A 26,471-nucleotide genomic window follows, 5' to 3' on the forward strand; every position below is an offset into this window, starting at 1 on the left:
GACCTGCTGGTGATCCCGGTCAGATGGCTTTTCATTCTATGGCTGGTAATTTTTTAAGAAAAATGAGCCGGGAAATTCGGAACGATCCCGATCGCGACGGGTTGATCATACAGGTGGTTCAATGAGCAGCCCACGATGGACTTTCCCGGCGATTACGATCGGGTAGCGATTTGAAGGCCGTCCGGTCCACTGAAGAATGCAGAAAAAGGAGAAACGACCATGGGTTCGACATCCGACAAAATTTCCGGCAAGGCCAACGAGCTGACCGGGCAGGCAAAGCAGGCGGTCGGCGATGCCACTGATAACCGCAGTATGCAGGCGAAGGGCGCCGCTCAGGAAGCAAAAGGCGACGCGCAGCAAGCCAAAGGCGAAGCCAAAGACGCTGTGAAAAACGTCATCGACAAATCTTGATACCACCGTGCTTCCCGCACAAAACTGGCCCGCTTTTCAGCGGGCCTTTTTTTAGCCATCAATGTAATGGCGGTGGCTCACCACTTTCCTCGCGAATGGGGTTCAGCAGACTGGCTGTTGCCTCTTCGCCCTGCTTGCTAATCCTTGAGCGATCACCATCGATCTCGATCAATCCTGCCTCGCTGATTTCTTCCTGTTTCTTAGCACAGGCTTTACAGCCTGCCCCATCATTGAGGATCACGGTGACCGGCTCGCTACTGAGCAATCCTTTGCTAGGCAGCAAAAACGGGGATCGATCGTGCTTCACCAGTCAGGCACCGAGGTGATTATTGATCCCGCTGCTCCGTCATGAGCCTCGCCATCTTTCAGCTTTGGCAAGATTAGCCCTCGCTGAGTTGATCTACTTTCAGCCAGGACCGTCAGCTCGTAACTCACCCATCAGGCCTCTGTAAAATTTTGAGGAACAATCGGATTTCCCTTGTGTTGAGTTGACTTCACCAACCGGACAAAACTTGGGAGAGATCCATGAATGAGCACGAGCAACCAGCGCAGCCTTCGGCGGCTGAGCTGAAGACAAAGGTGGCGGAGGATGTTCAATCTGTCACTGATTTTGCCCGAAACGAAGCGACAGCTGCGACAGACAAGGCCAAGGATGCCGCGACTGATCAGAAGAATGTAATCGCACATAAGCTTGGTGACGTTGCCATGGCGATGGAAAAGGTTGCAGCGGAGCTCGAAGGTGGGGAGAACCGTGACATCGGCCGCCTTACCCGAAATCTCGGCAACAATTTGCGCAGCGCGTCAGACAGCATACAGGATCGCAGCCTTGGCGAGATCGCGGGCATGGCAGAGGATTTTGGCCGGAAGCAACCGCTTGCTTTTCTCAGCATCGCTGCGATCGCCGGTCTAGCAGCCAGCCGTTTCATCACGTCTTCGGCGCCGAAGTCTGATCGATCAGCGTCTTCTCCGAAGAACCCTGCCGAAAGTCGGCCGGTATCCGGCCTTCCCTCCACCTTGGTCGCGTCCACCAACGTTGTCACCACGGAGGGCCGGTTCAATGACTAACTCAACCGAAAATCGATCGCTCTCTGAACTCGTGACCGGTCTGGTCGGGGACATTTCCGGTCTGTTTCGCAAGGAGATCGAACTCGCCAAAACCGAAGCCTCCGAAAAGATGTCGCATGCCCTGACAGGTGTGGAAGCATTCGCCGCAGGTATCGTCCTCGCGATTTGCGCCGTTGGCGTACTCCTCGCGGCATTGGTGAACGGCATCGGGGCCCTTCTTGTAGCGCAAGGCATGACGGAGCCAAACGCTGATGCACTCTCATCCGTACTGGTAGGGGTCGTTGTCGCATTCATCGCGTGGATACTCGCATCACGCGGCCTCAAAGCTCTCAAAGGCGAAAACCTCAAGCTTGAACGCACGTCAGCATCCTTGCAGCGCGACGCTCAGATCGTAAAGGACAGAACCTAATGGCCCACACGTCAGAGAATTCTCGATCGGCAGAGATCGAACAGGAAATCGCCCAGGATCGCCAGCGTATCGAGGAGCGACTTGACGCTATTCAACAGCGCATGTCTCCTGGTCAGCTAGTAGACGAAGCGCTAGCGTACGTGAAAACAAGCGGCGGCGGTGAATACGCCTCGAACTTCGGTGCTGCGGTTAAAAACAACCCAATTCCCCTTGCGCTTATGGGAGTTAGCCTCGCGTGGCTGATGGCAGGGCCGAAGACGGACGTCTCGTCCTATGCCGCGAGCTCCAGCGAGACCTACCCTTTGGCGATGACAAAGGGTGATCTTCGCCGGATTGGTCCTCCGGAAGCAGATGCAGGCGGGCGCTATAGCCACTTTACTGACGCAGCAGGAAGCCGGTTCAAAGCGCTCACTGACGAGACCGGGCGCCGTGCAGGCCACTTCGTGGATGCCAGCGGAAAAACCTTTCGTGGTTTTGCCGACGCATCAGGGCGTCAGATCCACGACATTCGCGATGAAGCCGGCACTTTGTTCGACGAAGCGTCGGGGTGGGTATCGCATACTTGGGAAGCAATTTCGGATAAGGCTCACACGGCAACAAAGAACCTCTCGAGTGCCGGAAGCAACGCAGCTGATATGAGTTCGCAGCTCAACGATGCCGTGTTGAAACACTTCAAGGACCAGCCGCTTGTAGGAGGTGCCCTTGCATTCGCTCTGGGCGCCGCGATTGGTGCAGCGCTGCCCCACTCTCAGGTTGAGGACGAAGCTCTTGGAGAAACGTCCGACAAGCTGAAAGACACCGTCTCAGCAGAAGCTGCAAAGGCGGTAGATAAGGCCGGCGAAGTTGTCTCAGGTGCCTACGCCAAAGCCGTTACTGTTGCGTCCGATGTTCATGACGCCGCACGGGATCGGGTCGCCGCGGAAACTAAGGCTGCAGACTCTTCCGAGAGGCCGCAAAAATTCTAAAGACCTACCGCTGTTTGCCCGTCATAATTGGCGGGCAAACATGCAGGTCTTCCGCATTCGGACCAGCCAAATAGAGTTCCAACTACCCCATGCACAGGTTCAAAATGAATGATGTTACCGATCGTAACTTCGAAATCGCTGCCGCGCGACTATCGGGCGAACCACTGAATTTGTTAGCAATAAGATACGGACTTCACATTAATTCAGTCAGCCGGATAGCTCAAGAAAATGCTATCTTGGTGACACGCCGAAATAATCGGCGAGTCCCCCAGGGCCTAACGGTTAGGGCTGCAGTCGCGTTAGAAGATGCTATCGGTATTTGGCCAGCGGAAACAGACCGCAGGCAGATCGCCGATCGCTTTCCAGACATCTTGAGGTTCCCCGTCCGTCGGGCGGTTCTATCAGAGATAAAGGACTGGCTACGCGCTCCTGCAAAGACCAGCTCTGTCAGTTGACCTCGCGAAAAGCATCGTTTGCGCAATGTTCGGCACTTCGGCACTTCGGCACTTCGGCAACTCAATACGGACGGAGTTCCGTAATAGGACCGTATGACGGCCGACGTTTCAGGTTGTTAAATTCACAAAGCGTGCGATGACATGCCAGCCGCGTGCTTCAGGTCGATGATTCGAACCTCATCGAGGAGAAGATCGCGTTTTCCAGTTGGAAGTGGCGCGCAACCTTGCCTAATGCTCCTCTCTTAATAGCCCATAACCTTGAGTTTGGCTCGGCTGAGCTGAACAAAGATAAGGAAGCTCCGCCGTGCATTTTAAGGACGCGAGCAATTTTCTCATGACGATCAAAACGGAATAGTCCTTGAGAGTTTGAGACACAGGCACATGTTGTATTTCTTACGGCTAATGGAGGATGCCAATGCAAACGCAACATTCCTGGCTGGGTCGTCGCATTCTGATCGTCGAGGATGATTACCTTATTGCGTCACAGCTGGCGTCGAATTTCTTGGCAGAAGGTATCCTCGTTGCCGGTCCATCGGCAAACGTGAAAAGTGCGATGGCCGAAATCGCACAGACGCCCATCGCTGGCGCCGTACTCGACATCAATCTCGGGGAAGAGCTTGTGTTTCCTGTTGCTGACGAGCTTGAGAAGCGAGCCATTCCTTTTGTTTTCTCAACAGGCTTTGAACGGAACATCATACCTGAGCGTCATGCCCGTAAGGTCGTATTGCAAAAACCGATCGCAGAACGATCGATCCTGTCGGCTCTTTCACAAGAGCGTCAGGCATCCTTGATCAATGACACAGACATATGTCGAAACAGCATTCTTTCACGTCTGCCTAAAGAGGCGCGCAGATCGATGCAGCCAAAGCTGCAAATGATAACGGTTCGGCAGGGGATGACCATCGAAGCCCCAAATCAAGTTGTGAGCCAAATCTATTTCCCGATTGACTGCGTCGTGTCGGTCATCGCTGCTTCAAACGGGGGAAGTCGAATCGAAACCGGACTGATCGGCCGGGAGGGGCTCACTGGAGCGGGAATGCTGGTTGGAGATGACAAGACGATCTATGAGCTTGTTGCCCAGATCGAAGGAGACGCGATTGTTCTGTCCGTGCAAGATTTTTTGTTTTTCCTGAACCACGTACCGGAGCTACGTTTGCTTGCTGCTCGTCACGCACGTGCCCTTGGTGTACAGGTGAGCCATACTGCATTAGCGAACGGGCGCTTCGAACTGAGCCAGCGCCTGGCACGGTGGCTGGCCATGGTATACGATCGCGTTCCTGGCAAGGCGTTTGACCTCACGCATGACTATCTTTCAATCATGTTAGGGGTAAGGCGCTCTTCAGTGACCAATACCCTCCACGTTCTGGAGGGTGAGCATCTCATCAGGTCTACCAGAGGCAGCATCGAGGTGCGTGACTATCGTGGACTTGTTGCAGCAGCAGGTGAGGCTTATGGGCTGCCCGAGTCTGAGTATGATCGGTTGATGGCCTTGCCTCTGACAGACTCCATGAAATTTGTAAGCTGAAAACGTCAGTCTGTGGGTAGGTGCCGCTTCTCAATGCTCAAGTGAAATGGTTCGTCCACGCAAGGTGAGCTCCAGATGCCTTGGGTGCGTTAGCGTACCGGCCGGGTTTCCGTCTTGAACATACTTCATCGATGCCTAAAATTCACATGTACGTTATTGCCATGGGAAGTCGATGCAGCAGCCAAGTGCATTTCTCTTTGAGACCGACAATATTCATGAAGTGCCAGATGCCGGTTTTTTTACCTGGGACGTCCCAGACAACCTTCTCTACGCTGATGGCGCACTCGCGCGCCTGTTCGGGATCGACGAGGTTTTGGCAGAACAGGGCTTGCCGATCGAGGATTATCTGGCGCGCGTCCACCAAGACGACCTAGCTCGCTTGGCAAAGGCAATTCGTGACAGCATCGTGGAACACACTGCGCAACAAGAACACTATCGAGTCCTTAATGCGGCCGGCAGGTACGTGAATGTTTGTTCGTTTGGCAGAGGGTTCCGGGATCAAGACGGCGTGCCCGTACGGTATGTCGGAATCGTTGTACCCGCCGAGCAGTCTGACGTCCACGCACGCGTCTCGCACTAGCTTGGGACGAGCGGCGACAAATCGGCCGTTGAAACTTCGAAAGACGTGTCGCTTTATCCGATGCAAAGGGCTTCGGCTACCGGTTGTCACAGTTCCGCCCACGAACTGTGACGTCATATGCTGGCGATCAGGAACAGGTCTGGCCTTGAAGAGTTAGCTCATCACGCGTAGTGAGTGGCGAGCCAGCGAAGCCAGTCAAACCACAACTGCGGCAGCCGGATTTTTGGACTGAAATTGACCCTATGAGCCGTTACTACTTCCACCTTCGCCGAGATGATCAGATTGTTTCAGATGTTGAAGGCGATGAGTTTTCAGACAGCGAGGCTGCACGTGTAAGTGCCACAAATGCGGTGCGTGAACTTGTTGCGGCGCGGATTAAGACCGGTCAAATTTTTTCCGACGAATACATGGATGTTTCTGACGAAGAGGGAAATGTCCTCTTTAGCATCTCGTTTCATGACGTCGTCCAAGATCACTTGAAAAAATAATCGCTCATATCTCTCCGATTAGCCGGCGATATTCCTCCTCAGGGTCACCGTAGGCCGCTCCTGCAAAATCCTCCAGACCTTTGCGGTCACGAATCGTGACCCTGCCACGCTCTGCAAAAACCAGTTTGAGTCCTTCGAGAATGTGGAAGGCATTGGTTACACTTGGACGGCGTACAGCAAGCATCAGCGACACAAAATCGTGGGTGATCATGATTTCATCACCGTCAAGACGGTCGTGGCACATGAGAAGCCAGCGCGCGAGGCGCTGATCGACCTGATAATTTGCGTTACATAATGCAGTAAAGGAAATTTGAGCGGCAAACGACTGGATGTATCTGGCAAGAAGATTGGAAAAAACCGGATTGGTCGGCAGGATGTCTGTCATAGCGCCGAGCTGCATAGTGTATGCTTGACCCGGGACCTGCATCAACACCTCATGGATACTTATCGTGCCACCCACGCCTGCCGATGTCGGACAGAAGCCTTCGCGACCGACCATGCCCGCTTCTGCTCTTTGACCGTCCTTGGCAGTCGTAACAACTGAACCGATGCCGCTGCATAGAAAATAGACGCAATCGATCTTCTCGTTTGCACGCGTGATTACCGTGCCTTTGGGGAGATCAACCGGGTGCAACACCTCAGCGATATTCTGAAACTCATTTGCCGGTACCAGGGCAAGAAGACGGTTGCGTAGGCTTGGATGTTTCGTACCGTGCATGGCTCTCGATTGCGGGCGCGGGCGAACGCCCACAGCCGCCAAGCCCTAAGCTATTTCAAACGGTTGGCGATTCTATAGCATCGCGTATTTCGGGAAGATTTTATGTACGCTGGCATACACTCCGCTTGCTTTGCTGGCACTTCCTCGGGCTGCGTCACTCCTCGCACGGAGAAATTTATGGTCCACATGCAAGTCGCACCTCGGAACTCGCTCCTTGATAGTCAAAGTTTTCGTCCGCACCCCTTATGCGCCAAGCGGCTCAGTTCCGCGTGAAAACTCGACACCCTTTCCTAAAGATTTGATGTTTAGACGGCGGCCCTCCCGGCCTACAATGCCATGTCCCGACTAGGTAGCTTACCCTCGAGCGTAAAGCGGACGCCGTTCGGTAGAAACTCATGAACAGCAGTGCCACCGAAATATGGGGCGACCAGACGCTGAATGAGCTTCGAGCCAAATCCCGACGTTGTTGGGGGCATGACCGGAAATCCTGCACTCTCTTTCCACTCAAGGCAAAAGTCACCTGCATCCGATACAGTCCAAGCAATCTCGACATTGCCAGTGTCGCCCTTCAAGGCACCATATTTTGCAGCGTTGGTGGCAAGCTCATGGATCGCCAGCGACAGACCAAGTGACTGTGCTGCGGACAGCGGATGCGAGGGGCCGGTAAACTTCAACCGTGGTGCACCCGGGTCATGTGGAGTGAGGGCATTTTCTATCACTTTAACGATATCGGCGGCAGAACCTTCCGCGGCTGATAGAATATCTTGCGCTTGGGCAAGCGCGCGGACACGCTTGGAGATTGAATTTCGCCCTTCCTCGAGGGTTGTCGCGTTCCTGAGTGTTTGCGACACGATCGCCTCAACGATAGCCAGTGTATTCTTCATCCGATGCGCCGCTTCGGAGATAATGTGCGCGCGCCGTTCTTCCTCTGCCTTTTGTTCGGAAATGTCCTTGGTCACGACGCCGTAGCCGACGATAGCGTTATCGGCCCCCCTAATCGGGAACATCGTGTATAGGGCGGGAAACGTCTCGCCGGTTTTTATATTTCGAAGCCGAAGTTCACGGTCGCAGCTCTCGCCCGCTCTGATGACCGGTACGACCTCATCCCGAAACGCCTGACGATCCTCTTCGGCTATAAAAGGCTCCACTTTCGATGGAATGGCCTCGTCCGGTGAAAGGCCGAGCATTGCGCGGGCCGCATCGTTGAGAAACACAACCTGTCCAGACTTGTCGGCCATTCCAATAAAATCAGAGGCCTGACGAACGAGACGCTCGAAATTTGCCTTCTCATTCTCGGCGCGCCTTGCCCGCGCAAGGAGACGCCGCTGCTCTGAAATCTGGCGACGCAGCTCGAGTTGAGCCATTGTTTGCCGGGCAAGGAACCGAAGCATCTTTATCTGCGCATCAGTGAACTCCCGTGGCCGGTAATCCAGGACACAGATCGTTCCGATTGGCAGTCCGTCTGCGGTTTTTAAGAGTGCCCCGGCATAAGCACGCAGATGCGGGGCTTCGGTCACGAGTGGGTTGCATTCGAGACGCGGGTCTTTCGTCGCGTCGGGGATTACCATCACGTCTTCTTCAAGCAAGGCGTGCGCGCATATAGCAGACTCAAGCGGCGTCGAGCGGACGCCAAGCCCGACTTCGGCCTTGAAGAATTGTCGGGTTGTATCGACGAGGTTCACAACGGCAATCGGTGCGCCGCAAATGTCTGAAGCGACTTGTGCAAGCTCGTCAAATTCTGCCTCTCGTGGAGTGTCCAGGACACCGTAGGCGTGAAGAGCTGTCGATCGCTCACTCTCAATCCAGGGCCTGGTCGGTTGTTGAAACTCGTCCACGCGCGCGACGCTCATGCTTGATTTTCTCGAAATGGTTCTCAGATGAAGCTCAGCAGCATCTCTCGCCCGGATATATGTTTGGGAGGCGACAAGACACGCCACGGTACGATACCGTACATTGCGCTATCCAACTCCGAGCTCTGCCAAGGTTTGCGCCACCGCTTCCTCGGAAACAGGTTTGGATAGAAAGCGCGCCTTGGCGGGGAGTGCACCCTGCGATGGCGAATAGCGGCCTGAAATCACGGTGATCGCACAATCGGGGCGTATTTCTGCTACATGACGCGCCAGTTCGAGCCCATTCATGGAGCCCGGCATGTCGATGTCTGTAATCAAGGCATGGATTAGAGCATTTTGCTCCATGATCTCGAATGCTTCATCAGCATTGCCGGCCTCCAACACCTTGAAACCCTGGTCAGTCAGCGTATCGGCAAGATCCATTCGAATAAGTCCGTCGTCTTCGACCACAAGAATAGTAGCGTTCATCAGTGCTCCTTCTGAAAGCTTTCCAGATCAGCAGTGATAAAGCATTTAAGCCCGTCTGGTTCGTAGACCATCTTCACATCGCTGTTGACGGTGCCGTTCAACCCCGCCGAAATAAGCCGCATTCCCGATCCCTGCTTCGATGGAGCGGTGATTGGCGGTCCGCCGACCTCTAGCCATTCCATCTCGAACCGGTCTCTCGCCTCTCCTGCGACCCGCCAACTGATATCGATGCTGCCTTCAGGCGACGAGAGCGCGCCATATTTCAGCGCGTTTGTCGCCAGCTCATGCAAAATCAGCGAAACCGACAATGCCGGGCGTGAGCCAACTTTGAGATTTGGGCCAACTGTGCGTATCCGCGGCTGGGCGGGATCGTCATGCAGGGTGATCATCTGATCTACGAGTTGACGGACGGTCGAGGCACCCCGACCACCTTCCAGGATAGTATCATGAGCGTCGCTCAAAACTGCGAGGCGCTCAGATAGGCGTTTCCGAGCGGTGGAAATATCCGGGGCGTTTCGTAAGGTCTGAGATGCGATAGCCTGAACCATGGCAAGCTGATTCTTGAGGCGATGGCCGAGCTCGTGGGACAGCAATTCCTGCCGAGCCTCTTCAGCGCGCAGTTCAGTCACATCGCGGGCCTGAACGAGAATGCCGTTAATGGCACCTGCGTCATTTCGCATGGGCTGGTAAACGAGATCGATCAGCCGCCGCTGCATTTCCCCATCTGGACCACGGTTGAGCTCGATCGACAAAGCCCGGGCGACAAAGGCCTCACCCGAGCGGTAAACGCCATCCAGGATGCCGATGAATCCCTGCCTCACGACTTCGGAAACAGCCTCTGCGACGGTTTTCCCGAGGATGTCGCGGCTCGCGCCGATCATCGAGTAATATTCTTCGTTCGCATACTCGAACCGATGGTCGGGACCGGCCAGCATTGCGATTCCACCTGGGCTAAGTTCGAAGACCTGCATGAACCGGTCTCGCAGCGTCTTTTCCGCCCGGCGGGTCATCACCTCCGTGGTTATCTCTGTGCAGGCGCAAAACATGCCGAGCACGGTGCCCCATGGATCTCGGACCGGCGTATATGAAAACGCGAAATGGGTCTCCTCCGGAAAGCCGTTGCGATACATCGTGAACTGGATGTCATCCATCGATGTGCCTTCACCGCGATAGGCAGCAGTGATGATCGGCTCAACGTCTTCCCAAATATCGTGCCAAAGTGCCTGGAAGGACTGGCCAAAGGCCTCCGGATGGCGGTTTCCGCACATGGCAGCATAGCCATCGTTGTACAACGTCACCTGAGACGGCCCCCAAACGATGAGCATCGGCTGCAGGGAACCTAGCATGACGTTTGTGAGCGTCTTCAGTTCGACACTCCACTGATCCATGCTCCCCAAAGGAGAGGAGGACCAGTCATGATCTCGGAAGAGCCGTCGGCAATCCGGGTTGGCAAGCGGCAGAGATTTTACCCGTCGAAGTTTGTCTGCCTGCCAATAACTCCAATCAGACTGAAAGGTCGCTGATGGCTGCGTTTTTTTGTTGATGTGAGAACATAGGCTGCGGATCGGTCTTTGGTAGAGGTCGCTTATAAAGATGATCATCGGAACGAAGAGCATCGTTTCGTTCCTCTTCTTGCGGAGAGGCGCCACGATCTGGCGGAATTGCTTGGTTTGCGGATCCGAAGCTTTCGGAAAAACGGTGTGGAGGAAGAGGAACTCTGTCGCTTCCTGGTTGTTCGTGGCCACAACGGAGGTGACATGGACAATCTCGGCAACTGGAGACACATTTGTGTCGATGCTCAGCGGATGTTCTCGGAGGATACGCCCTGGCATGTGCCATGGATGTCGCGCGTCCTGCCCCAGCTTCAAGATTTATCGGAACGTCACGCCGCTAGGACGATATTTACGCGGTTTATCCCACCTTCTCGCCCTGATGAAGCAGTCGGAAGCTGGCACGACTACTATCGCAAATGGTGGATGATGACGGGCGAACACTTGCCGCAGGAGCTGCTAGGTCTCGCACCTTCCCTACAAGCTCTGGTGCCGCCCGCCCGAACTTTCGACAAAGTGACGTATTCGCCGTGGGTGGATGGCCGGCTGTTTTTAATGCTTCGGCGCATGGGCGTGGACACTGTCGTCATCACCGGAGGCGAGACGGATGTCTGTGTTCTCGCAACTGTGCTCGGAGCCATCGACCTTGGCTTCCGTGTTCTTATGTTGAGTGACGCGGTCTGTAGCGGCGCTGACGAAACCCATGATGCTGCTGTTGATCTGCTCGGTGAGCGTTTCTCTGTGCAACTCAAGCTGCATAAGACCGAAGAATTTCTCTCGGCAGTCCCGGTTTAAACGACACCTGCACTCATTGAATTTCTCAAGGAGGATTCGATTGGATGCCAGTGCGATGCAGGACTGTTCATCCGGAGGCTTATGCCTCCCAAATCGTCCAAGGAAGGAAATTAGATGCCTACAAAAGCCATTGCTTTCAACAGCACTCTGAAATCGTCTACCGCATCGGAGCCGTCGTCGACCGGGAAATTGCTTGAACTCATCTCTGAGGAGTTCAGGAAACATGGCATCGAGACGGAAGTCGTCCGTCTCGCTGACCACGACATCAAGCCCGGCGTGAGTTCGGACGAAGGCGAAGGGGATGCCTGGCCGGCGATCCGCGAGAAAGTCCTTCAAGCAGATATTCTCCTGTTTGGAACGCCGATTTGGCTCGGGCAGCCTTCCAGCATTTGCAAACGGGCACTGGAGCGCATGGACGCATTCCTTGAGGAAACGGATGAGGAAGGGCGCATGGTGTCCTATGGCAAGGTTGCAGCGGTTGCCGTTGTCGGCAACGAAGATGGCGCCCATCACGTCTCGGCTGAAATCTATCAGGCACTGAACGATGTCGGATTTACAATTCCCGCCAATGCCGTTGCTTACTGGGTCGGGGAGGCCATGGGCTCGACGAATTTCGTCGATCTGGACGAAGCGTCAGAGGAGGTGCAAACGATGATTTCGATGCTCGCGCGCAACACGGCTCATCTCGCCAAGCTTTTGAAGAGCGCACAATATCCCGGTGAAAAGAGCTGAGTTCCTACGTCCAGGGAACTTCCTCCCACCGCAGCGGTTCATCTTCGGGTCCCACAACGCACCTCCGCGGCCCCATGTCCTAACCTCTTCAGCGCGGGAAGGTGACCGGTCGGTCGGAAATAGCCCACCCAATATGTGCGAGGTTAACAATGACAAATAGCAAGGCCAGGGGCTTTGACAGTGCCGAACAGCTTCGCGAGCATCTCGCAGAGCTTGATGAGGAGGCTCCGACCGGCGACCCGGCCGTGGAGAGGGGATGGATCGATCCCCGAGAGGAAATCGCCGCGTTACAGAACGAAGTCGCCGAGCTGCATCAACGGCTCGCATCGATCTGCGGTTATACCGATGGCGTCTCAGCGCCCACCGGCTTCGATCACCCTTGGCGACGAATTGCGGTCACTGTCGCCGCAACGGTGATCTTCGGACGACTTGTTCAGAAGTTAGGGCTCGGTGCAGCCGGCGCAGTCGCTGCTCCCCTTATCGCGACACAGCTCGGTCGTCGTTTCTGAGTACAATATTTTCCATGCCAATACGAGGAATTGCACTATGGCATCTTCCAACCAGTTTGATATTCAAAACCCTCTTACGCAATATCCGCAACCGGAATTCCCCAAACAGCCTCAACCCGTACCGGGCCTTGCAAGCAAGATGCAGCCAGTTCCCGACCATGGCGAAACGAGCTACAAGGGCTCGGGTCGGCTGAACGGTCGCAAAGCACTGGTAACCGGGGGCGATTCTGGAATTGGCCGGGCAGCAGCAATCGCATTTGCGCGCGAAGGTGCTGACGTCGTCATCAATTATCTCCCGGGAGAGCAGTCTGACGCCGATGAAGTGATCCAGCTTATCGAGGCGGAGGGGCGCAAGGCCGTCGCCATCCCTGGTGACCTGAAGAGCGAGGAGTTCTGCAGGCTTTTGGTTCAGAAAGCTCATGATGAACTCGGTGGACTCGACCTGATCGCCAACGTCGCCGGCCGTCAGAAGGCGGTTGAGACCATCGCGGATCTCACAACGGAGCAGTTCGACGAAACTTTCAAGACAAACGTTTATGCGTTGTTCTGGGTCTGCAAAGCGGCTCTGCCCTTGCTGCCGGCAGGCGCAACCATCATCAACACAGCATCCATTCAGGCTTACGAGCCATCAGCAAGCCTCCTTGATTATGCGCCTACCAAGTCTTCGATCGTCGCATTCAGCAAAGCGCTTTCCAAACAGGTCATCGAGAAAGGTGTGCGGGTCAATGTCGTCGCGCCGGGTCCCGTCTGGACACCACTGCAGACATCCGGAGGCCAGCCTCAGGAAGCGATCGTGAGCTTCGGGAGCAAGGTCCCGATGAAACGCCCCGGTCAGCCGGCCGAATGCGGACCGCTCTACGTCTTCCTTGCTTCGCAGGAATCCAGCTACATTACCGGGGAGGTCTTCGGCGTCACCGGCGGCAACACCCTTCCCTGATGCTGGAAAATCTTCAACCCGAACGCTTGGGCGGTTTCTTGCCGCTCGAGCATTATGCCGCGATTGGCGAGGGCAGGTCGGTTGCGCTCGTTGGTGCCGATGGCTCCATCGACTGGTGGTGTGCGCCAGACATGGATTCCCCGCCACTCTTCAACCGCTTGCATGACGCTGACGGCGGGCGGTTTTCCCTCACGCCCACTACACCTTTTACAATCGAGCGGCGCTACCGCGAAGGCAGCAATGTCCTTGAAACCACGTTTATCACCGATACCGGCCGGGCCAGGGTCACAGAATCCATCAACAGTGGGGCAGGCGGCAGGCTGCCCTGGTGCGAGCTCGCCAGAAGAATTCAAGGCATTTCAGGCGAGGTCGAATTCGAGATCGCTATCCAGCCGATCTGCGCTCGAGGAGAAGTCCGCCGCGTCAATCATCCAAACGCGTCCATCCGTTACATCGGCGATCTGACGACCACATTCTGCCATCCTGATGAGGTTCTGATCGTCGATGATGACGACTACAAAACAGCCGCACGATATCGGACAAAGACGGGTTCGCGGATCTGCATTGCCTATCTAGTTGCCGACAAGGCCCCGCTGGCTATCCCCGATTTGTCGGAGATCGACAGCCGCATCGACTTTAGCGATGACGAGTGGCGCCGCTGGTCTGAAAAGCTGTCTTATGAGGGGCCGTTCAAATTGGACCTCGTCCGTTGCGCCTTGTCTCTCAAGTTCCTGCTATACTCGAAGACCGGCGCGATCGCTGCGGCCGCAACCTCCGGGCTCCCGGAACGCATCGGTGGCGACAAGAACTACGATTACCGATATGCCTGGATCCGCGACGCGGCCTATACGATCAAGGCGTTCCTACGGGCCGGTGCACTGTCCGAAGCGATCGGCGCGTTTGGATGGTTGATCCGCACGATTGACGAGGATGGACCAACGCCATCGGTCGTTTACACATTGGTCGGGTGCGAGGTTCCTGATGAATGCGTGATCGACGTGCCCGGCTACAAGGGGTCGACACCGGTGCGCACAGGCAATCGCGCAAAAACGCAGGTGCAGCTCAGTTGTTACGGAGATCTCCTGGAAACCGCTTTTTTGTTCGCCGAAATGGGCCATGTGCTGGACCCGGCAACGGCGCGCCTCATGGAACGATTGGCGGACCAGGTCATCGATCGTTGGGAGGAGAGGGATTCAGGTCTCTGGGAGCTCGAAGATCAACAGCATTATACGTTCTCCAAAATTGGATGCTGGCTTGCACTTGTCTGCGCATCGCATCTTGCCCGCTACGGTCACATAAAAGGCAATGCAGACCGATGGGAGGAGGAAAGTCGCAAGATCCGCGATTGGATCGACACCCACTGTTGGTCCGAGGAGAAGAAGAGCTACACTTTCCATGCCGGCACAGAGAAGCTCGATGCTGCCCTGCTTCTGACGACCCGGTTTGGATTTGAACACGATGGCCGCCTCAAGGCGACCCGCGATGCTATTGAGAGAGAGTTAGCGGTCGGCTCGCTGGTGTATCGTTACAGCGGTGCTGCCGATGAAGAAGGCGCGTTTGTTGCCTGCTGCTGCTGGTTGGTCGAAGCCTACGCCTTCCTCGGTGACGTCGATCGGGCGGAAAAGATGCTGAGTTTGCTGCTGAAACCGCTGGGAAACAACTTCGGCATCCTTTGCGAACAGATCGATCCCGAAAGCGGTGCAGGGCTGGGCAATCTGCCCCAAGGTCTCAGTCACCTCGCGCTCTTTCACGCAATTTTTTCGCTTCAGGAGAACCGATGAAAACATCAAATGCACAGCCACTCGACCTCGATCTTCCTGCATGCCAACTCGGAGAGGGGATCCACTGGGATGCGCCAACCTTATCTCTTTGGTGGGTCGATATCGCCGGCAAATGCATCCATCGATACGATATCGAGGCAGGAAAACATCGATCCTGGTCCGTCTCTAAGGAGGTGAGCTTCGTCTTTCCCCACACTGACGGGCAATTGCTGATTGGTTTGAGCAACGGCGTCCACGTCTTAGATCCTGAATCTGGGGAAGAGCGCCCAGTGGCTTTGCTCGACCTGCCTGCAGATCACCGGCTCAACGACGGAAAGATGGATCCCGATGGTCGGCTCTGGGTTGGGACGATCAACACGTCGGCCGAGCCGACGAACACGGCAGCACTCTACCTCCTGCGAGGCGATCGGCTGGAGGAGGTCGAAGGTGGATACACGAACGCGAATGGCAAGGCATGGAGTGCGGATGCGGGGCTCATGTACCACGCCGATACCGGTCGAGAAACGATCTGGGTATACGACTACATTGGCGGTGATGGCCTCGTGGCAAACAAACGGGTGTTTACCAGGACGGCTGAGGGAAGTCCGGATGGACTTGAAGCTGATAGCGATGGCAATCTCTATGCCGCGATTTTCGGCGGCTCCCGTGTCGATGTTTTTTCGCCACGTGGTGATCTTGTCGGTCGAGTCGATCTGCCGGTCCCCAACGTTACAAGTTGCTGCCTTGGGGGACCGGGTCGTAAGACACTCTTCATCACGACTGCCTTCGATGGGATGAGTTCCGAAGAACGACAAAAAGCTCCCCTGTCCGGGCATGTCTTTCAAGTTCACCTGCAAGCGTAGGGGGTAGCGGCCGAAACCAATCGGAGGCTACCCACGTTAATGGGCGAAAACGCAGGAAGGGTTACGCCATGGGTCCCCCCGACCAGCCAACCGTTCGGAAAGATGGTCTGCAGCTCAACGAGCATCGCAGGTTCCAAGAGCGTTTCTGGACGATCGAACGGATAGCCTGGTGTGCCTTTGCGCTCATTATTGTCGCCGGCTTGTTAGGCGCCTTTGGCTCCGGCGGCCCGCTCGCCACGAAAGTTACCGTCATAGACAGGGCAATCGTCGAGCATCCCCGCATCGGTCGGTGGGAGGGCACCGACGAAATGATGGTGCGGTTCCGACCCGATCCCTCTGCGCGGACCCGTTCTTTATTTCTATCAAACTCCTTTGCTGAAGTCTTTCAAGTTGAGGATATTCAACCATTGCCGGTGCGCACAGTCATTGAGGGAAGCGGTCAGCGATTGTTCTTTGACAATCCAGGTCGTGACGGCGGTATGGTCACACTCCATCTTCGCGCGCAGTCTGCGGGTACGGCAAGCTTCAGTGTCGGCATCGACAGCGAGCTAGTGTCCCTTTCCAGCTTTATCTTTCCGTGAGGGTGTTATGGAAACTGTCATACGCGGCGCAGCCATCTATTTCATTCTGCTTATAGCGTTGCGCCTGTCCGGCCGGCGGACGGTGGCGCAAATGACACCGTTCGACTTGGTGCTGCTTCTTATCATCGCTGAAACCACACAGCAAGCCCTGCTCGGCGATGATTTTTCGATCATAAATGCGGCGCTACTGATCATTGTGCTGTTCAGCATGGATATCGGTCTATCCTACATAAAGAAGTGGGCACCACGGGTGGCACGGATTATCGACGGTACGCCGACAGTCCTTATTTCCGATGGAAAACCGGACCTACGCGCATTCGCCCGAGCGCGCGTCAGTCTCGACGACGTGCTGACAACGGCGAGGGTCGAGCAAGGATTGGAGCAGCTCACCCAGATAAAATCAGCGGTTTTGGAGGCAGATGGTGCCGTGAGCATCATCCCGAAGGAATGACCTCCAAAATTTCGAGGCCGCATTACTGTTTTTGCTATCCCGAGGCCGGAACTTTCCGTCAGTGCGCCTGTTAGTGCCCGGCAAATAAGGGAGATTCATATGAAAAAGATCGCACTCACCGTCGCCGCCATGATGACAGCTACGGCTGCATTTGCACAGTCGGCAACCGAGTCCACAGGCGTTAACTCCGCGTTGGGCGTCGCACCAAAGACGGAGGACTTCATCATGCAGGCATCCGCCAGCGACGTCTTTGAAATCGAGTCCAGCAAGCTCGCCATGCAAAAGGGTGACGATGCCGTCAAGAAATTCGCGACGCAGATGATTGCCGACCATGAGAAGACAACGGCAGAACTGACTGCGCTGCTCAACAGCGGAAAGGTTCAGGGCAAGGCTGAGACCACTCTCATTGATGACCACAAGGAAAACGTTGAGGAGCTCGCCAAATTGCTGGGCGCTGAATTCAACGAGGAATACATCGACGATCAGGTCGAAGCGCACGAGGATGCCGTCGATCTCTTCAAGCGTTATGCAGAGGAAGGCGAGAATGCGGACCTCAAGGCATTCGCTGCCAAACATCTTCCCGCTCTCGAGCATCACTACAAAATGGCTCAGGACATGGACAAAGACTGATTATCGCGCCCGTTACAAGAAAGGCGGCATCTCTGCCGCCTTTGTTCGTTAGAGGCTTTTAGCCTCCGGCCGTCCTTGTTCCTTCCGCTTCGGATCCTCGCGCTCTTCCTCGGGCGTTTTCGTCGTATCGACACTTTCGTTGAAGCGGCTGTTATCATCGTCATCCAACATGGTCCGGTCGGCCTCTTTGATCGTTTTCGGTCATTTTATTTCTCCTTTTTCTCCCAACAGGTGAGATGGCAAAATGTGTCCGGGAAAGGGCGGCTATCGAAGGAACGAACGCCACGCGGCTGGGTTGTGTTCAATTGGAACGGAGCCAGAGCTATGGAAACGAAAGACAATCCAACTGTCGTAGAGAATGCTACGGATGCACGACAAGGTCGGACAGGACTACCGGTACTGACTATTCTCGCTGCAGCGCTGATCTTGGCAGGCATTGCCTGGGCCGGTGCCGAGTGGTGGGGCGAAGCGACCGACCCTCCGGCTGAGCAAACAGGCGCTGCCGGTCAACCAAAAAAGTCTGCGCCATCAAGCCCGGCACCTACGTCCGGAACCGGCAACACGGCGCCCACTGACACGACGCCGCACTCCCAAAGTGGCACCGGTGGGCCGGTGCCGACGACCAATCCAACCGGCACCACGACAGAAAAACCATAGCCCCGGTCAAGATTTTCGCATTGGGAGGGCCACAATTGGCTCTCTCCATCACGCGGGCAGGGCGTTCTCAGGTGGCTTGCATCATATCATGATCTCACCACCTGTGACCGGAATGACCGCTCCCGTCATGTAGCTGCCAAGATCCGAGGCAAGAAGGACATATGCCCCGGCCAGTTCCGCGGGCTGGCCTGCCCGCTTCAACAAGGTTTGCTCGCCGAACTTCGCCGATTTCTCCGGTGGCATGGTCGAGGGGATCAGCGGCGTCCAGATCGGTCCCGGTGCGACAGCATTCACGCGTATACCCTTGTCGGCAAACATCTCGGCCAGTCCCGCGGTAAAGTTCGAGACGGCACCTTTCGTTGATGCGTAGGCCAGAAGCGGGGGAGACGGCTGGCGGGACTGAATGGATGTGGTGTTGATGATCGCGCCGCCGGGTTTCATATGGCGCGCAGCGGCTTTCGAAAGAAAGAACGGCGCATATATGTTGGTCCGAAAAGTTTCATCCCATTCGTCTGCACTGATATCGCTGATATCGGCATAGGTCCGCTGGAAGGCTGCGTTGTTGACGAGGATATCAAGGCTGCCAAGCTCGGCCACCGTCCGTTCAACCAGGTCGATGCAGTGATCCTCCGATTTGATGTCGCCGGGGATCACGAGGGCCTTGCGGCCGGCTTCTTCCACCCACTTGGCCGTATCGCGCGCATCCTCATCTTCGTTGAGATAGGAGATCACAACGTCGGCGCCTTCGCGGGCAAAGGCGATGGCGACTGCTTTACCGATACCGGAGTCAGCGCCCGTGATGAGAGCAACCCTGCCTGTGAGTTTTCCATTGCCCTGATAGGAATTTTCGCCGTGATCGGGCAAAGGCTTCATGAGCTTGGTTTCGCCCGGAGGCTGTTGCTGCTGTTCGGGCTGCGGCGGGGAGGGGCGACGTGGTTCTTTCATGGCTGTCTCCTGTATGTTGCAACAGCGCGCTAACCAGACATGAGACCCGCAGTTCCAACCCCGCTCATTTTCTTGAACCCTTTCGGATGGACGAGCCGCGCTAGTGCCGATCACGACATCGCACCCCATTAAAGCGGTGCCTGTTCCGGATCGGCATCCGATCAGCCTGCGCAGTTGGCAAAGGCAAAGCTTTCGCTAGCTGCCGAAGGCGCCGTAAATTGCGATCCAGACGAAAAATCCACCCATGGCGGTTGCCACCATGGCGTAAGCAATAATGCCTGCGAGCGGGAGAGAAGGGCGATTTTTGCGAGAACCTGACGACACTTCTCTGCTCGGCAGGTTGTTTTCATATGACTTGTTCATTGCATATTCTCGATTTGGACAGGGGAAATGAGGCGACCGTACCGCCACTTGGTTTTGATCATGGACAAGCAAGTATTCGTCGGAAAGCACGGTTGGCGCTCGCTCAATCAGGTCGGTCGGCGTCATCCGGCAAGTTGATAATACGCCTGCTCACGATAGCCAGACTTCTATCCGCGCGGATCACATACCGTTCGACGACACGGTCGCCCGCGGAATTGTAGAACTCGTGGCTGAATCCGCTCCCTATAGGAGATTTGTTCAGCTTGGTTCGGGGCTGCCCGCGATAGGTGATACTTCCGGGTACCGGGTTCAGCCCGTCACTGCGGCTTTGTGAAAGCGGCGCCGGGTCGGAGCCCGTACTGCATGCCGAGAGGCACGCCAAGGTGATGAGCAGAATGAGCTTTTTAATGACGCCGTCTCTGAAAGTGCTTGCTGAAGCATGCAAATAGGAAGCGATAGCGACAAACCTGATCCTTAGGGTCTTTGCTCTTTAATGTCGTGGGGCGCTCTTAGCCTGGCGCCCCATTCCGTGTTCCCGTCTCGAAGTCTTACCGAAGGTGTGCTTCCGATCTGGGCTCGCCAATCTGGATCGCGCGAGAGAACGGCACAAGCTGCCAGAGGGCCGATATGCCGACAAGTACGTAGACGATCTTGGAAAGCGTCGCCTGCTGTCCGCCGAACAGAGCAGCGACTAGGTCAAAATCGGCGATACCAACCAGTAGCCAGTTAACGCCGCCGATGATTACCAGTAGGAGGGTAATGAGATTGATCGAGCGCATTTTTTCTCCTTTGTTTGCGGGCGGCTAACATCACGATAGCCACGAAGTTCCTTCCTGCGGATGAAACAGGTTTGATACCGTGACCGTGCGACGGTGGGCCGGAGCGCGACCATGGAATTTCATAATGGCCTGCACGAGCTTGGGGACCGGTATGCACTGCATATGCAAAGACCCGCGCCTCTCACGCGGGTCTGAAAAATTCGAACAGTCGCCTTAGTGACTGTTTTTGTGGCTCTGCTGACCAGCCTTTACGTGCTGTTCATGCGAACCACCTTGCGTACCGCGCGTATTGTCGGACTGGCCCTTTGAGCTTGAGGCTTTTGCCTCCTGGTTCTTATGGCTCTGCTGGCCGGCCTTGACGTGCTGTTCGTGGCTTCCACCTTGGTTTGCCATCTGGGTCTCCTTGGTTTTTTCCGAGATCTGAATTGACCTCGACCCTCGAACAAAAGGGTTTGCGGACTGTTCCCTTGGCCGCGAAATTGTCTCCTATCGTACCATCCGCCACGAACGCCGCTGCGATTGACCTATGCAGGAACTTCTCAGGCTCCTTCCTGTTCGCTGCCCGATATCTGTCCAGGTATCGGAAACCCACACGAGGAGATAACGATGTTCAGTTTCGACAAGCGTTTGCAGTATCCGGTCAAGGTCAACACTCCAGACCCCATTTTTGCTCGGATGCTCCAGCAGGCCATTGGTGGCGTCGAAGGCGAGATCCGCGTCTGTATGCAGTATTTCTTCCAGGCATGGGGCGCACGTGGCCCGACCACGAAATACCGGGACATGCTTCTTCACACGGCAACCGAGGAAATCGGTCATATCGAAATGCTGGCCACAGCCGTTGCCCTCAATCTCGACAAGGCTCCGGCCAGCCTTGCCGAAGCAGGCGCTGCAGACGGGATCGTCGGCGCAGTCATGGGTGGCGAAAACCCGCGTCACGTTGTCGAAGGCATGCTGCACCGTCACATCTTATCGACGGGTATGGCGGCTTTTCCTGGCAATTCGGAAGGCGTGCCATTTGACATGTCGCATATTTACGCGAGCGGCAATCTCGCCGCCGACATGTATTGCAACGTGGCGGCTGAAAGCACGGGGCGCGTGTTGGCGACGCGTCTTTACAATGCCGCGCATGATGATGGCATGAAGGACATGCTTCATTTCATGATCGCCCGCGACACCATGCACCAGCAACAGTGGCTGGCAGTTATCGAGGAACTCGGCGGACACGAAGGTGCGCTGCCGATTCCGAATAGCTTCCCCCAAGACAAGGAAGATCAGACTCACAACTACGATTTCTTTGCTACCGCGTCGGACGGCTCAGTGCCTCCGCCTGCGCGATGGAACGACGGCCCGTCGATAGACGGAAAGGGCCAGTTTACGGTGTTCCAGAACGTACCTATGGGCGAAGAGCCGGTCTTAGGACCGGCACGCCCGGACAGCGGCGCTCAAAACGAGCAGATTGACAAAATCTGAACGGTCAGCCGGCCTAGGAAACTGGGCCGGTTCACTCTTTTCCAAAAACCGTGGCAGGGTGCCGGTCACGCAAGGATGGTGCCGACAATCTAGGAACTGAAGCTTCAATTCCCAAGCTTCCCGCAATGGTTCCCCGCACTGTGAAGAGAGATCGGCCAAGCGAGAGCGATACCGAAAAAAATTGGGCGCTCGATCAGGTCAGCGAATGATTAGACATCTGGAGACTGACCGGAACCGCTGCGTGAGCAGTTGTTGAGCTGGCAGGCTTGGGACTGGGCCGCCTCGATCGCCACAGCGCATCGCATTTCATTCAATCCATCGCGACTGCCCTATGCTTTACCGATTACGTTGATCTGATCCAGATCGACGCCAGAGCCGCGATCAACAGCACTACACATAGAAGGGCGGCAAACCGCACTATACCGGCTTTCGCGTTCTGAGCTCCTACGAGACGGAAATACCAGTCGGGGCCTTGGTTTCCGGAATGGGGCATGGCTTCAGGTCCCGGCGATCAGGCCGTAGACGGCGATAAAAATGTAGAGAGCGAAGGCTGCAATCGCGAATGCGGCCAAGAAGCCGACTGCGCCGCGTCCCAGCAATACTTTGCGCTTCTTTTCCTGCGGCGTGTCGTTGGAGGGTGTCAGGCCTGTCGGCGTTTCAGCGCTTTTACGTTCCGTCATTGGATCACTCCTGTTGGTGCCCGGCGAACCAAAGCATGAGGGGAAAGTTCCATCTTCTCGCAATGGAACTAATGACTTTCGCTCAGGTTAGCGCGGTTCACTGAGGCCACTCATGAGGAAATTGTGCCGGAACGTATCCTGATAATCGGAGGAGGCTTTGGCGGCCTTGCTTGTGCGCAAGAACTTGGTGGCACGGATTGCTCCGTCACCGTCATCGATCGTCGCAATCACAACCTTTTCCAGCCGTTACTCTATCAAGTCGCGACAGCCGCACTCTCCCCCGCTGATATCGCCGAACCTATTCGCAAGACCTTGGGTCGGCATCGCAACATCAACATGATCATGGCCGAGGTGGTCGGGATCGACACAGACAGGCAGCAGGTACTGCTCGATGGCGGTGAACGGGTCGACTACGACCGTTTGGTCATCGCCACTGGCTCGGAATACAACTATTTCGGCAAGGATGGTTGGCGCGCCAACGCACCAGGCATGAAGACAATTCATGAAGCGCGCCAGATCCGGCAGCGTCTTCTGTCGTCATTCGAGAAGGCGGAGAGAGCCCACGACGAACAGGAAAAGCGCAACCTCCTCACCTACGTGGTGATCGGAGGTGGGCCGACTGGCGTGGAGATTGCAGGAGCGATATCCGAGCTTGGTCGCTTCATGATCAACCGGGACTTCAGACACATCCAACCTGACCAATTCAAGGTCATCCTGATTGAAGCGGGGCCAAGGATACTCGCGGCATTTCCGGAAAAGCTCATCGACTACGCGCGTCATTACCTCGAGAAAATAGGCGTCGAGGTGCGCACAGGTGAACGGGTTCTCGATGTAACATCAGATGGCGTCACGGTTGGAAGTGAGTTCATTCGAACCGGCTGTATCGTCTGGGGCGCCGGCGTCAAGGCATCTCCCGCACATCGGTGGCTCGGATTAGATGCCGTGCCGGGAGGACGAATCCCGGTGGATGATCAGTTGCGTGTCGTAGGCCACCAGAACATTTTCGCTCTTGGAGACACCGCCGATTTTAAAGGAACGGATGGAAAGCCGCTACCTGGCCTTGCTCAGGTTGCCAAGCAGCAGGGGATCTATCTCGGACGGTATTTGAAAGGCGGAGACGCAAACCCTGCAGGATTTGCTTTCAGGAACCGAGGGAATACGGCGGTCATCGGTCGAAACGCTGCCATTTTTGATTTCGGCAAATGGACCTTGAAAGGGCGGACCGCCTGGCTCTTGTGGGCCTTCGTGCACGTGTATCTGCTGATCAATTTCGAGAAGCGCATTCTCGTGAGTATTCAATGGATTTGGCGCTACCTCACCCGACAGCGTAGTGCTCGCCTGATCGAGGAAGGTTCGATCAGAGAGACCGATGTGACAGCGTCCTCTATCATTTACTCAGTGACCGGACCGGGAGGTGATCGATGACACAGATCTGGTTTTTTGCTCTGGTGGCGGGGGCAACACTTTTCGCCATCGCCATTTCCGTCGCATCAAAAAAGATGATGTGGCTCGGCGTGGTTTTGTCGACCGTGGGAGTGCTCGGAGTTGGCTTCTATTTTTTCAATGGCAGCCAAGCGGGTCCAAATGATCCACCTGACGTTTCCAGCCCCTCCCGATGAATGATCAATGGTGCAAGACGAGGATGCGTGATGGCTCAACACGAAAAGCCTGCAAGCGGCATGATGCTGTTCGTTGCGCTCCTACTGACAGCGGCGCTGGGGTGAGGGGCGCTCTACTTTTTCGTACTCACTCCGGGAGATCCAGACAGTAACACGATGCAGCGACCGCAAGACGGGACGTTGGAGCAGCACACGCGATGATGTGTCAGCGCGACTGTGTCGGGTGAATGATGCGAGGGAACTCCGGTCCAGGAAAGCTGTTCGCGGTTGGTCAAAAGGAGGCAAGGATGTCTGACGCTAAAACAAGAGATATTTTCATCACTGGCTTAAAGAACGCGCACGCGATGGAGAACCAGGCACTTTCTATCATGAAGCCTCAGGTCAAGCGGATCGAAAACTACCCTGATTTAGCGGCGAAGCTCGAAGAGCATATCCGCGAGACGGAAGGGCAAATCAGCCGTCTGGATGAAATCCTGACATCCCTCGCCGAGGAGAACTCATCGTTGAAGGACGCTGCCTTATCATTCACGGGCTCGATGGCTGCACTCGGCCATACCGTCGCCGGCGACGAGATCCTCAAGAACAGCATGGCCAATTTCGCATTCGAGCACTTCGAGATCGCGGCTTACAAATCGCTCATCACGATCGCCGAGCTTGGCGGCTTCGCGGCAATGGTCAATCCATTGCAGGCCAGCCTCGATGAAGAAATCGCCATGGCTGCGTGGCTTGAAGACAACCGCCGTCCGATGACGATCAAGTTCGCCAACCTCAAGGAAGCAGGTATGTCGGCAAAGATATAACTGAGGATCTGATTGCTCTTGAGACGAACACCACTGGAAGGAAACCTAAATGACCGATCCTGCAAAATCGAACCCGGAAAGCGACGCGGCACGTTCTGATGCGAAAACTGCCGATGCGAGCCGAGAGGATCTGAAGAAGCGTGCTGAAAAAAGCCTCGAAGACAGGAGGGGCGAGCGATCGCACGATAGAACATGAGCCCGGGTGGCCCGGCCCGCAAAGGATTGATCACGCTCCTTGCGCTTGCCGCAGCCGTGGTTCTGATCGGTGCCGTCATCTACGTGATACGGATGCCGTCCGCTGCCCCGCCGGGAACTCAACCTTCACCTCATGCCATTGATCAGGCCGGTTGAGGCGGCAGGTTCGGAAAACGATGGCGGATGTCCGCCATCGTCTCAGGTCAAGCTCGTTTTACATAGGTGCAGTGGAGCCTAGTACTCGTCGTCGTCCCAACCCGCAGCGGTGCTGCCGGTTTTGTTTTGTCCTCGGCCGGCATCCCATTCGGCGCTGGCTTCGGCCCATTGCTCGGCATCCTGGCCGTCCGGCCGCCCTGCCTGCTCCCAGAGTTCGTAAGCCCGCTTTGATATCCACTCCTCGCGGTCGTTTCCCATGAAACCCTCCTGTAAATCGTTGCGGAACCGGCGAGCCATCGAGCACGACAGCCGCGATCGTCATGCGCTCTTCTTGGTGCCCTTGGGGTTTGCGGACGCTTCGCCAAGCTGGGTGAGAAGTTGGTCGGTTTCGAGTTCCTCCTGAAGGTTTGCATCGAGAAGGGGAATTGCGTCATTCAGACCAAGCTGGCCTGCCCAGCTTTTCAGGGTGCCGTAGCGCGCGATCTCGTAATGCTCCACAGCCTGTGCCGATGCGATCAGGCCAGCATCAAGAGCAACGGAGCCTTTGAATTCGTCCATGATTTCTTCGGCTTCGGCAATGATGCCCTGAATGGCTTCACAAGTCTTGCCACGGGCTGGCTTCCCAACAAGTTCAAAAACCTGCTGCAGGCGTTCGATCTGCCCTTCTGTCTGCTCCTTATGCTTGAGAAAAGCCGCTTTGCCGTCTTCCGACTGCGACGCACGCGCCATCTTCGGCAAAGCCTTCAGGATCTGCTTTTCAGCATAATAAATGTCCTTGAGCGTATCCAGGAACAGGTCGTCTAAAGTCTTCTCAGCCATGATAACTCCTACCATAATCAATTTGGCGCTCACGAACTTCCAGGCAAAATGAAAGGTCCAACCGGTCCGGTAAAATTATGAGGCGGGTAGGGCTTGGCCCCGCCCTATCAATCCTTTCAGGTCAAGGATCGGAGTTGGGAGTGCTGGCCTTGCTAGGTGTTTAGTCCCACAGTGTGATGGCGTATTATTGTCGCGATCACAGAGGGACACTCTATGGGCCAATTTCTTCATGGCAGCGCCAAGACC

Annotated in this window: 36 protein-coding genes; 23 read left to right on the forward strand and 13 right to left on the reverse strand. The window is 55.7% G+C overall.

Annotated features, from left to right (window positions below; translation table 11 throughout):
• Positions 1-219: 219 nt before the first annotated feature.
• On the forward strand, positions 220-411 hold the full coding sequence (locus tag J2T09_RS26050) for a CsbD family protein (protein WP_306839997.1): 192 nt from the start codon (positions 220-222) through the stop codon (positions 409-411).
• Positions 412-469: 58 nt separating this feature from the next.
• On the opposite strand, the gene J2T09_RS26055 is transcribed toward J2T09_RS26050, so the two are convergent.
• Entirely contained in the window at positions 470-718 is a 249-nt protein-coding gene (locus J2T09_RS26055; protein ID WP_306839998.1) for a hypothetical protein, read from the reverse strand.
• A gap of 218 nt (positions 719-936) precedes the next feature.
• On the opposite strand from J2T09_RS26055, the gene J2T09_RS26060 reads away from it, so the two are divergent.
• The 6 genes from J2T09_RS26060 to J2T09_RS26085 all read left to right on the forward strand — a co-directional run bounded on the left by J2T09_RS26060 (position 937) and on the right by J2T09_RS26085 (position 5,898).
• Positions 937-1,476 carry a nutrient deprivation-induced protein gene (locus J2T09_RS26060; protein ID WP_306839999.1) on the forward strand — a complete coding sequence of 180 codons (540 nt, stop codon included), beginning with the start codon at positions 937-939 and terminating at the stop codon, positions 1,474-1,476.
• Positions 1,469-1,885 carry a phage holin family protein gene (locus tag J2T09_RS26065; RefSeq protein ID WP_306840000.1) on the forward strand — a complete coding sequence of 139 codons (417 nt, stop codon included), beginning with the start codon at positions 1,469-1,471 and terminating at the stop codon, positions 1,883-1,885. Before J2T09_RS26060 ends, J2T09_RS26065 begins: the two co-directional genes overlap by 8 nt.
• On the forward strand, positions 1,885-2,850 hold the full coding sequence (locus J2T09_RS26070) for a DUF3618 domain-containing protein (RefSeq protein ID WP_306840001.1): 966 nt from the start codon (positions 1,885-1,887) through the stop codon (positions 2,848-2,850). Before J2T09_RS26065 ends, J2T09_RS26070 begins: the two co-directional genes overlap by 1 nt.
• Before the next feature lie 870 nt (positions 2,851-3,720).
• Entirely contained in the window at positions 3,721-4,830 is a 1,110-nt protein-coding gene (locus J2T09_RS26075) for a helix-turn-helix domain-containing protein (RefSeq protein WP_306840002.1), read from the forward strand.
• A 172-nt stretch (positions 4,831-5,002) separates the two neighbouring features.
• Positions 5,003-5,410 (forward strand): PAS domain-containing protein, encoded by a 408-nt coding sequence (locus tag J2T09_RS26080; RefSeq protein WP_306840003.1) that lies wholly within the window; start codon positions 5,003-5,005, stop codon positions 5,408-5,410.
• A 242-nt stretch (positions 5,411-5,652) separates the two neighbouring features.
• A complete protein-coding gene (locus tag J2T09_RS26085; protein WP_306840004.1) occupies positions 5,653-5,898 on the forward strand; it encodes a DUF6894 family protein in 246 nt (81 codons plus the stop codon).
• A 4-nt stretch (positions 5,899-5,902) separates the two neighbouring features.
• On the opposite strand, the gene J2T09_RS26090 is transcribed toward J2T09_RS26085, so the two are convergent.
• From J2T09_RS26090 to J2T09_RS26105, 4 genes are all read right to left on the reverse strand, one after another.
• On the reverse strand, positions 5,903-6,616 hold the full coding sequence (locus tag J2T09_RS26090; protein ID WP_306840005.1) for a Crp/Fnr family transcriptional regulator: 714 nt from the start codon (positions 6,614-6,616) through the stop codon (positions 5,903-5,905).
• Between the two features lie 326 nt (positions 6,617-6,942).
• Entirely contained in the window at positions 6,943-8,466 is a 1,524-nt protein-coding gene (locus tag J2T09_RS26095; RefSeq protein ID WP_306840006.1) for an HWE histidine kinase domain-containing protein, read from the reverse strand.
• A gap of 108 nt (positions 8,467-8,574) precedes the next feature.
• The gene (locus tag J2T09_RS26100) at positions 8,575-8,934 is read right to left on the reverse strand and encodes a response regulator (RefSeq protein ID WP_306840007.1); all 360 of its coding nucleotides are present in this window, start codon (positions 8,932-8,934) and stop codon (positions 8,575-8,577) included.
• Positions 8,934-10,679, reverse strand: a complete 1,746-nt coding sequence (locus J2T09_RS26105; protein WP_306840008.1) for a PAS domain-containing sensor histidine kinase — start codon at positions 10,677-10,679, stop codon at positions 8,934-8,936. Before J2T09_RS26105 ends, J2T09_RS26100 begins: the two co-directional genes overlap by 1 nt.
• A 12-nt stretch (positions 10,680-10,691) precedes the next feature.
• On the opposite strand from J2T09_RS26105, the gene J2T09_RS26110 reads away from it, so the two are divergent.
• The 10 genes from J2T09_RS26110 to J2T09_RS26155 all read left to right on the forward strand — a co-directional run bounded on the left by J2T09_RS26110 (position 10,692) and on the right by J2T09_RS26155 (position 18,399).
• Positions 10,692-11,279, forward strand: a complete 588-nt coding sequence (locus J2T09_RS26110; RefSeq protein ID WP_306840009.1) for a cysteine hydrolase family protein — start codon at positions 10,692-10,694, stop codon at positions 11,277-11,279.
• A gap of 114 nt (positions 11,280-11,393) precedes the next feature.
• Entirely contained in the window at positions 11,394-12,011 is a 618-nt protein-coding gene (locus J2T09_RS26115) for a flavodoxin family protein (protein WP_306840010.1), read from the forward strand.
• A 149-nt stretch (positions 12,012-12,160) separates the two neighbouring features.
• Entirely contained in the window at positions 12,161-12,520 is a 360-nt protein-coding gene (locus J2T09_RS26120; protein WP_306840011.1) for a hypothetical protein, read from the forward strand.
• Between the two features lie 37 nt (positions 12,521-12,557).
• Complete coding sequence (locus J2T09_RS26125) at positions 12,558-13,457, forward strand: SDR family oxidoreductase (RefSeq protein ID WP_306840012.1); 900 nt, start codon at positions 12,558-12,560, stop codon at positions 13,455-13,457.
• Positions 13,457-15,238, forward strand: coding sequence for a glycoside hydrolase family 15 protein (locus J2T09_RS26130; protein ID WP_306840013.1), 1,782 nt, complete (start codon positions 13,457-13,459; stop codon positions 15,236-15,238). The genes J2T09_RS26125 and J2T09_RS26130 overlap by 1 nt, the downstream gene beginning before the upstream one ends.
• Positions 15,235-16,080: an SMP-30/gluconolactonase/LRE family protein gene (locus J2T09_RS26135; protein WP_306840014.1), complete on the forward strand. Its 846-nt coding sequence runs from the start codon at positions 15,235-15,237 to the stop codon at positions 16,078-16,080. The genes J2T09_RS26130 and J2T09_RS26135 overlap by 4 nt, the downstream gene beginning before the upstream one ends.
• Before the next feature lie 68 nt (positions 16,081-16,148).
• Positions 16,149-16,661 carry a hypothetical protein gene (locus J2T09_RS26140; protein ID WP_306840016.1) on the forward strand — a complete coding sequence of 171 codons (513 nt, stop codon included), beginning with the start codon at positions 16,149-16,151 and terminating at the stop codon, positions 16,659-16,661.
• A gap of 7 nt (positions 16,662-16,668) precedes the next feature.
• Positions 16,669-17,112: a DUF421 domain-containing protein gene (locus J2T09_RS26145; RefSeq protein WP_306840017.1), complete on the forward strand. Its 444-nt coding sequence runs from the start codon at positions 16,669-16,671 to the stop codon at positions 17,110-17,112.
• 99 nt (positions 17,113-17,211) lie between these two features.
• Positions 17,212-17,742 carry a DUF4142 domain-containing protein gene (locus J2T09_RS26150; RefSeq protein ID WP_306840018.1) on the forward strand — a complete coding sequence of 177 codons (531 nt, stop codon included), beginning with the start codon at positions 17,212-17,214 and terminating at the stop codon, positions 17,740-17,742.
• A 75-nt stretch (positions 17,743-17,817) separates the two neighbouring features.
• Positions 17,818-18,399: a hypothetical protein gene (locus tag J2T09_RS26155; RefSeq protein ID WP_306840019.1), complete on the forward strand. Its 582-nt coding sequence runs from the start codon at positions 17,818-17,820 to the stop codon at positions 18,397-18,399.
• Positions 18,400-18,480: 81 nt separating this feature from the next.
• On the opposite strand, the gene J2T09_RS26160 is transcribed toward J2T09_RS26155, so the two are convergent.
• The 5 genes from J2T09_RS26160 to J2T09_RS26180 form a co-directional block, all read right to left on the reverse strand.
• Positions 18,481-19,344, reverse strand: a complete 864-nt coding sequence (locus J2T09_RS26160; protein ID WP_306840030.1) for a glucose 1-dehydrogenase — start codon at positions 19,342-19,344, stop codon at positions 18,481-18,483.
• A gap of 195 nt (positions 19,345-19,539) precedes the next feature.
• Positions 19,540-19,833, reverse strand: coding sequence for a hypothetical protein (locus tag J2T09_RS26165; RefSeq protein ID WP_306840032.1), 294 nt, complete (start codon positions 19,831-19,833; stop codon positions 19,540-19,542).
• A complete protein-coding gene (locus J2T09_RS26170) occupies positions 19,811-20,116 on the reverse strand; it encodes a hypothetical protein (protein WP_373458660.1) in 306 nt (101 codons plus the stop codon). Before J2T09_RS26170 ends, J2T09_RS26165 begins: the two co-directional genes overlap by 23 nt.
• Positions 20,117-20,255: 139 nt before the next feature.
• Complete coding sequence (locus tag J2T09_RS26175) at positions 20,256-20,486, reverse strand: DUF378 domain-containing protein (protein WP_306840021.1); 231 nt, start codon at positions 20,484-20,486, stop codon at positions 20,256-20,258.
• A 213-nt stretch (positions 20,487-20,699) separates the two neighbouring features.
• On the reverse strand, positions 20,700-20,879 hold the full coding sequence (locus J2T09_RS26180; RefSeq protein WP_306840022.1) for a hypothetical protein: 180 nt from the start codon (positions 20,877-20,879) through the stop codon (positions 20,700-20,702).
• Between the two features lie 213 nt (positions 20,880-21,092).
• Between J2T09_RS26180 and J2T09_RS26185 the strand changes: the two genes are divergently transcribed.
• Entirely contained in the window at positions 21,093-21,956 is an 864-nt protein-coding gene (locus J2T09_RS26185; protein ID WP_306840023.1) for a manganese catalase family protein, read from the forward strand.
• A 497-nt stretch (positions 21,957-22,453) separates the two neighbouring features.
• Here J2T09_RS26185 and J2T09_RS26190 read toward each other — a convergent pair whose 3' ends face one another.
• Positions 22,454-22,636 (reverse strand): hypothetical protein, encoded by a 183-nt coding sequence (locus J2T09_RS26190; RefSeq protein ID WP_306840024.1) that lies wholly within the window; start codon positions 22,634-22,636, stop codon positions 22,454-22,456.
• Positions 22,637-22,759: 123 nt separating this feature from the next.
• Between J2T09_RS26190 and J2T09_RS26195 the strand changes: the two genes are divergently transcribed.
• From J2T09_RS26195 to J2T09_RS26215, 5 genes are all read left to right on the forward strand, one after another.
• Positions 22,760-24,061, forward strand: coding sequence for an NAD(P)/FAD-dependent oxidoreductase (locus tag J2T09_RS26195; RefSeq protein ID WP_306840025.1), 1,302 nt, complete (start codon positions 22,760-22,762; stop codon positions 24,059-24,061).
• Complete coding sequence (locus tag J2T09_RS26200) at positions 24,058-24,255, forward strand: hypothetical protein (protein WP_306840026.1); 198 nt, start codon at positions 24,058-24,060, stop codon at positions 24,253-24,255. The genes J2T09_RS26195 and J2T09_RS26200 overlap by 4 nt, the downstream gene beginning before the upstream one ends.
• A 287-nt stretch (positions 24,256-24,542) precedes the next feature.
• Positions 24,543-25,055 (forward strand): ferritin-like domain-containing protein, encoded by a 513-nt coding sequence (locus J2T09_RS26205; protein WP_306840027.1) that lies wholly within the window; start codon positions 24,543-24,545, stop codon positions 25,053-25,055.
• A gap of 49 nt (positions 25,056-25,104) precedes the next feature.
• Entirely contained in the window at positions 25,105-25,251 is a 147-nt protein-coding gene (locus J2T09_RS26210) for a hypothetical protein (protein WP_306840028.1), read from the forward strand.
• Positions 25,248-25,406 carry a hypothetical protein gene (locus J2T09_RS26215; protein WP_306840029.1) on the forward strand — a complete coding sequence of 53 codons (159 nt, stop codon included), beginning with the start codon at positions 25,248-25,250 and terminating at the stop codon, positions 25,404-25,406. Before J2T09_RS26210 ends, J2T09_RS26215 begins: the two co-directional genes overlap by 4 nt.
• A 78-nt stretch (positions 25,407-25,484) precedes the next feature.
• On the opposite strand, the gene J2T09_RS26220 is transcribed toward J2T09_RS26215, so the two are convergent.
• Positions 25,485-25,664 carry a DUF2934 domain-containing protein gene (locus J2T09_RS26220; RefSeq protein WP_373458659.1) on the reverse strand — a complete coding sequence of 60 codons (180 nt, stop codon included), beginning with the start codon at positions 25,662-25,664 and terminating at the stop codon, positions 25,485-25,487.
• A gap of 60 nt (positions 25,665-25,724) precedes the next feature.
• Positions 25,725-26,228, reverse strand: a complete 504-nt coding sequence (locus tag J2T09_RS26225) for a YciE/YciF ferroxidase family protein (protein ID WP_306840031.1) — start codon at positions 26,226-26,228, stop codon at positions 25,725-25,727.
• Positions 26,229-26,471 lie beyond the last annotated feature (243 nt).

This window comes from Neorhizobium huautlense (assembly GCF_030811685.1).
Taxonomy (GTDB): domain Bacteria; phylum Pseudomonadota; class Alphaproteobacteria; order Rhizobiales; family Rhizobiaceae; genus Neorhizobium; species Neorhizobium huautlense_A.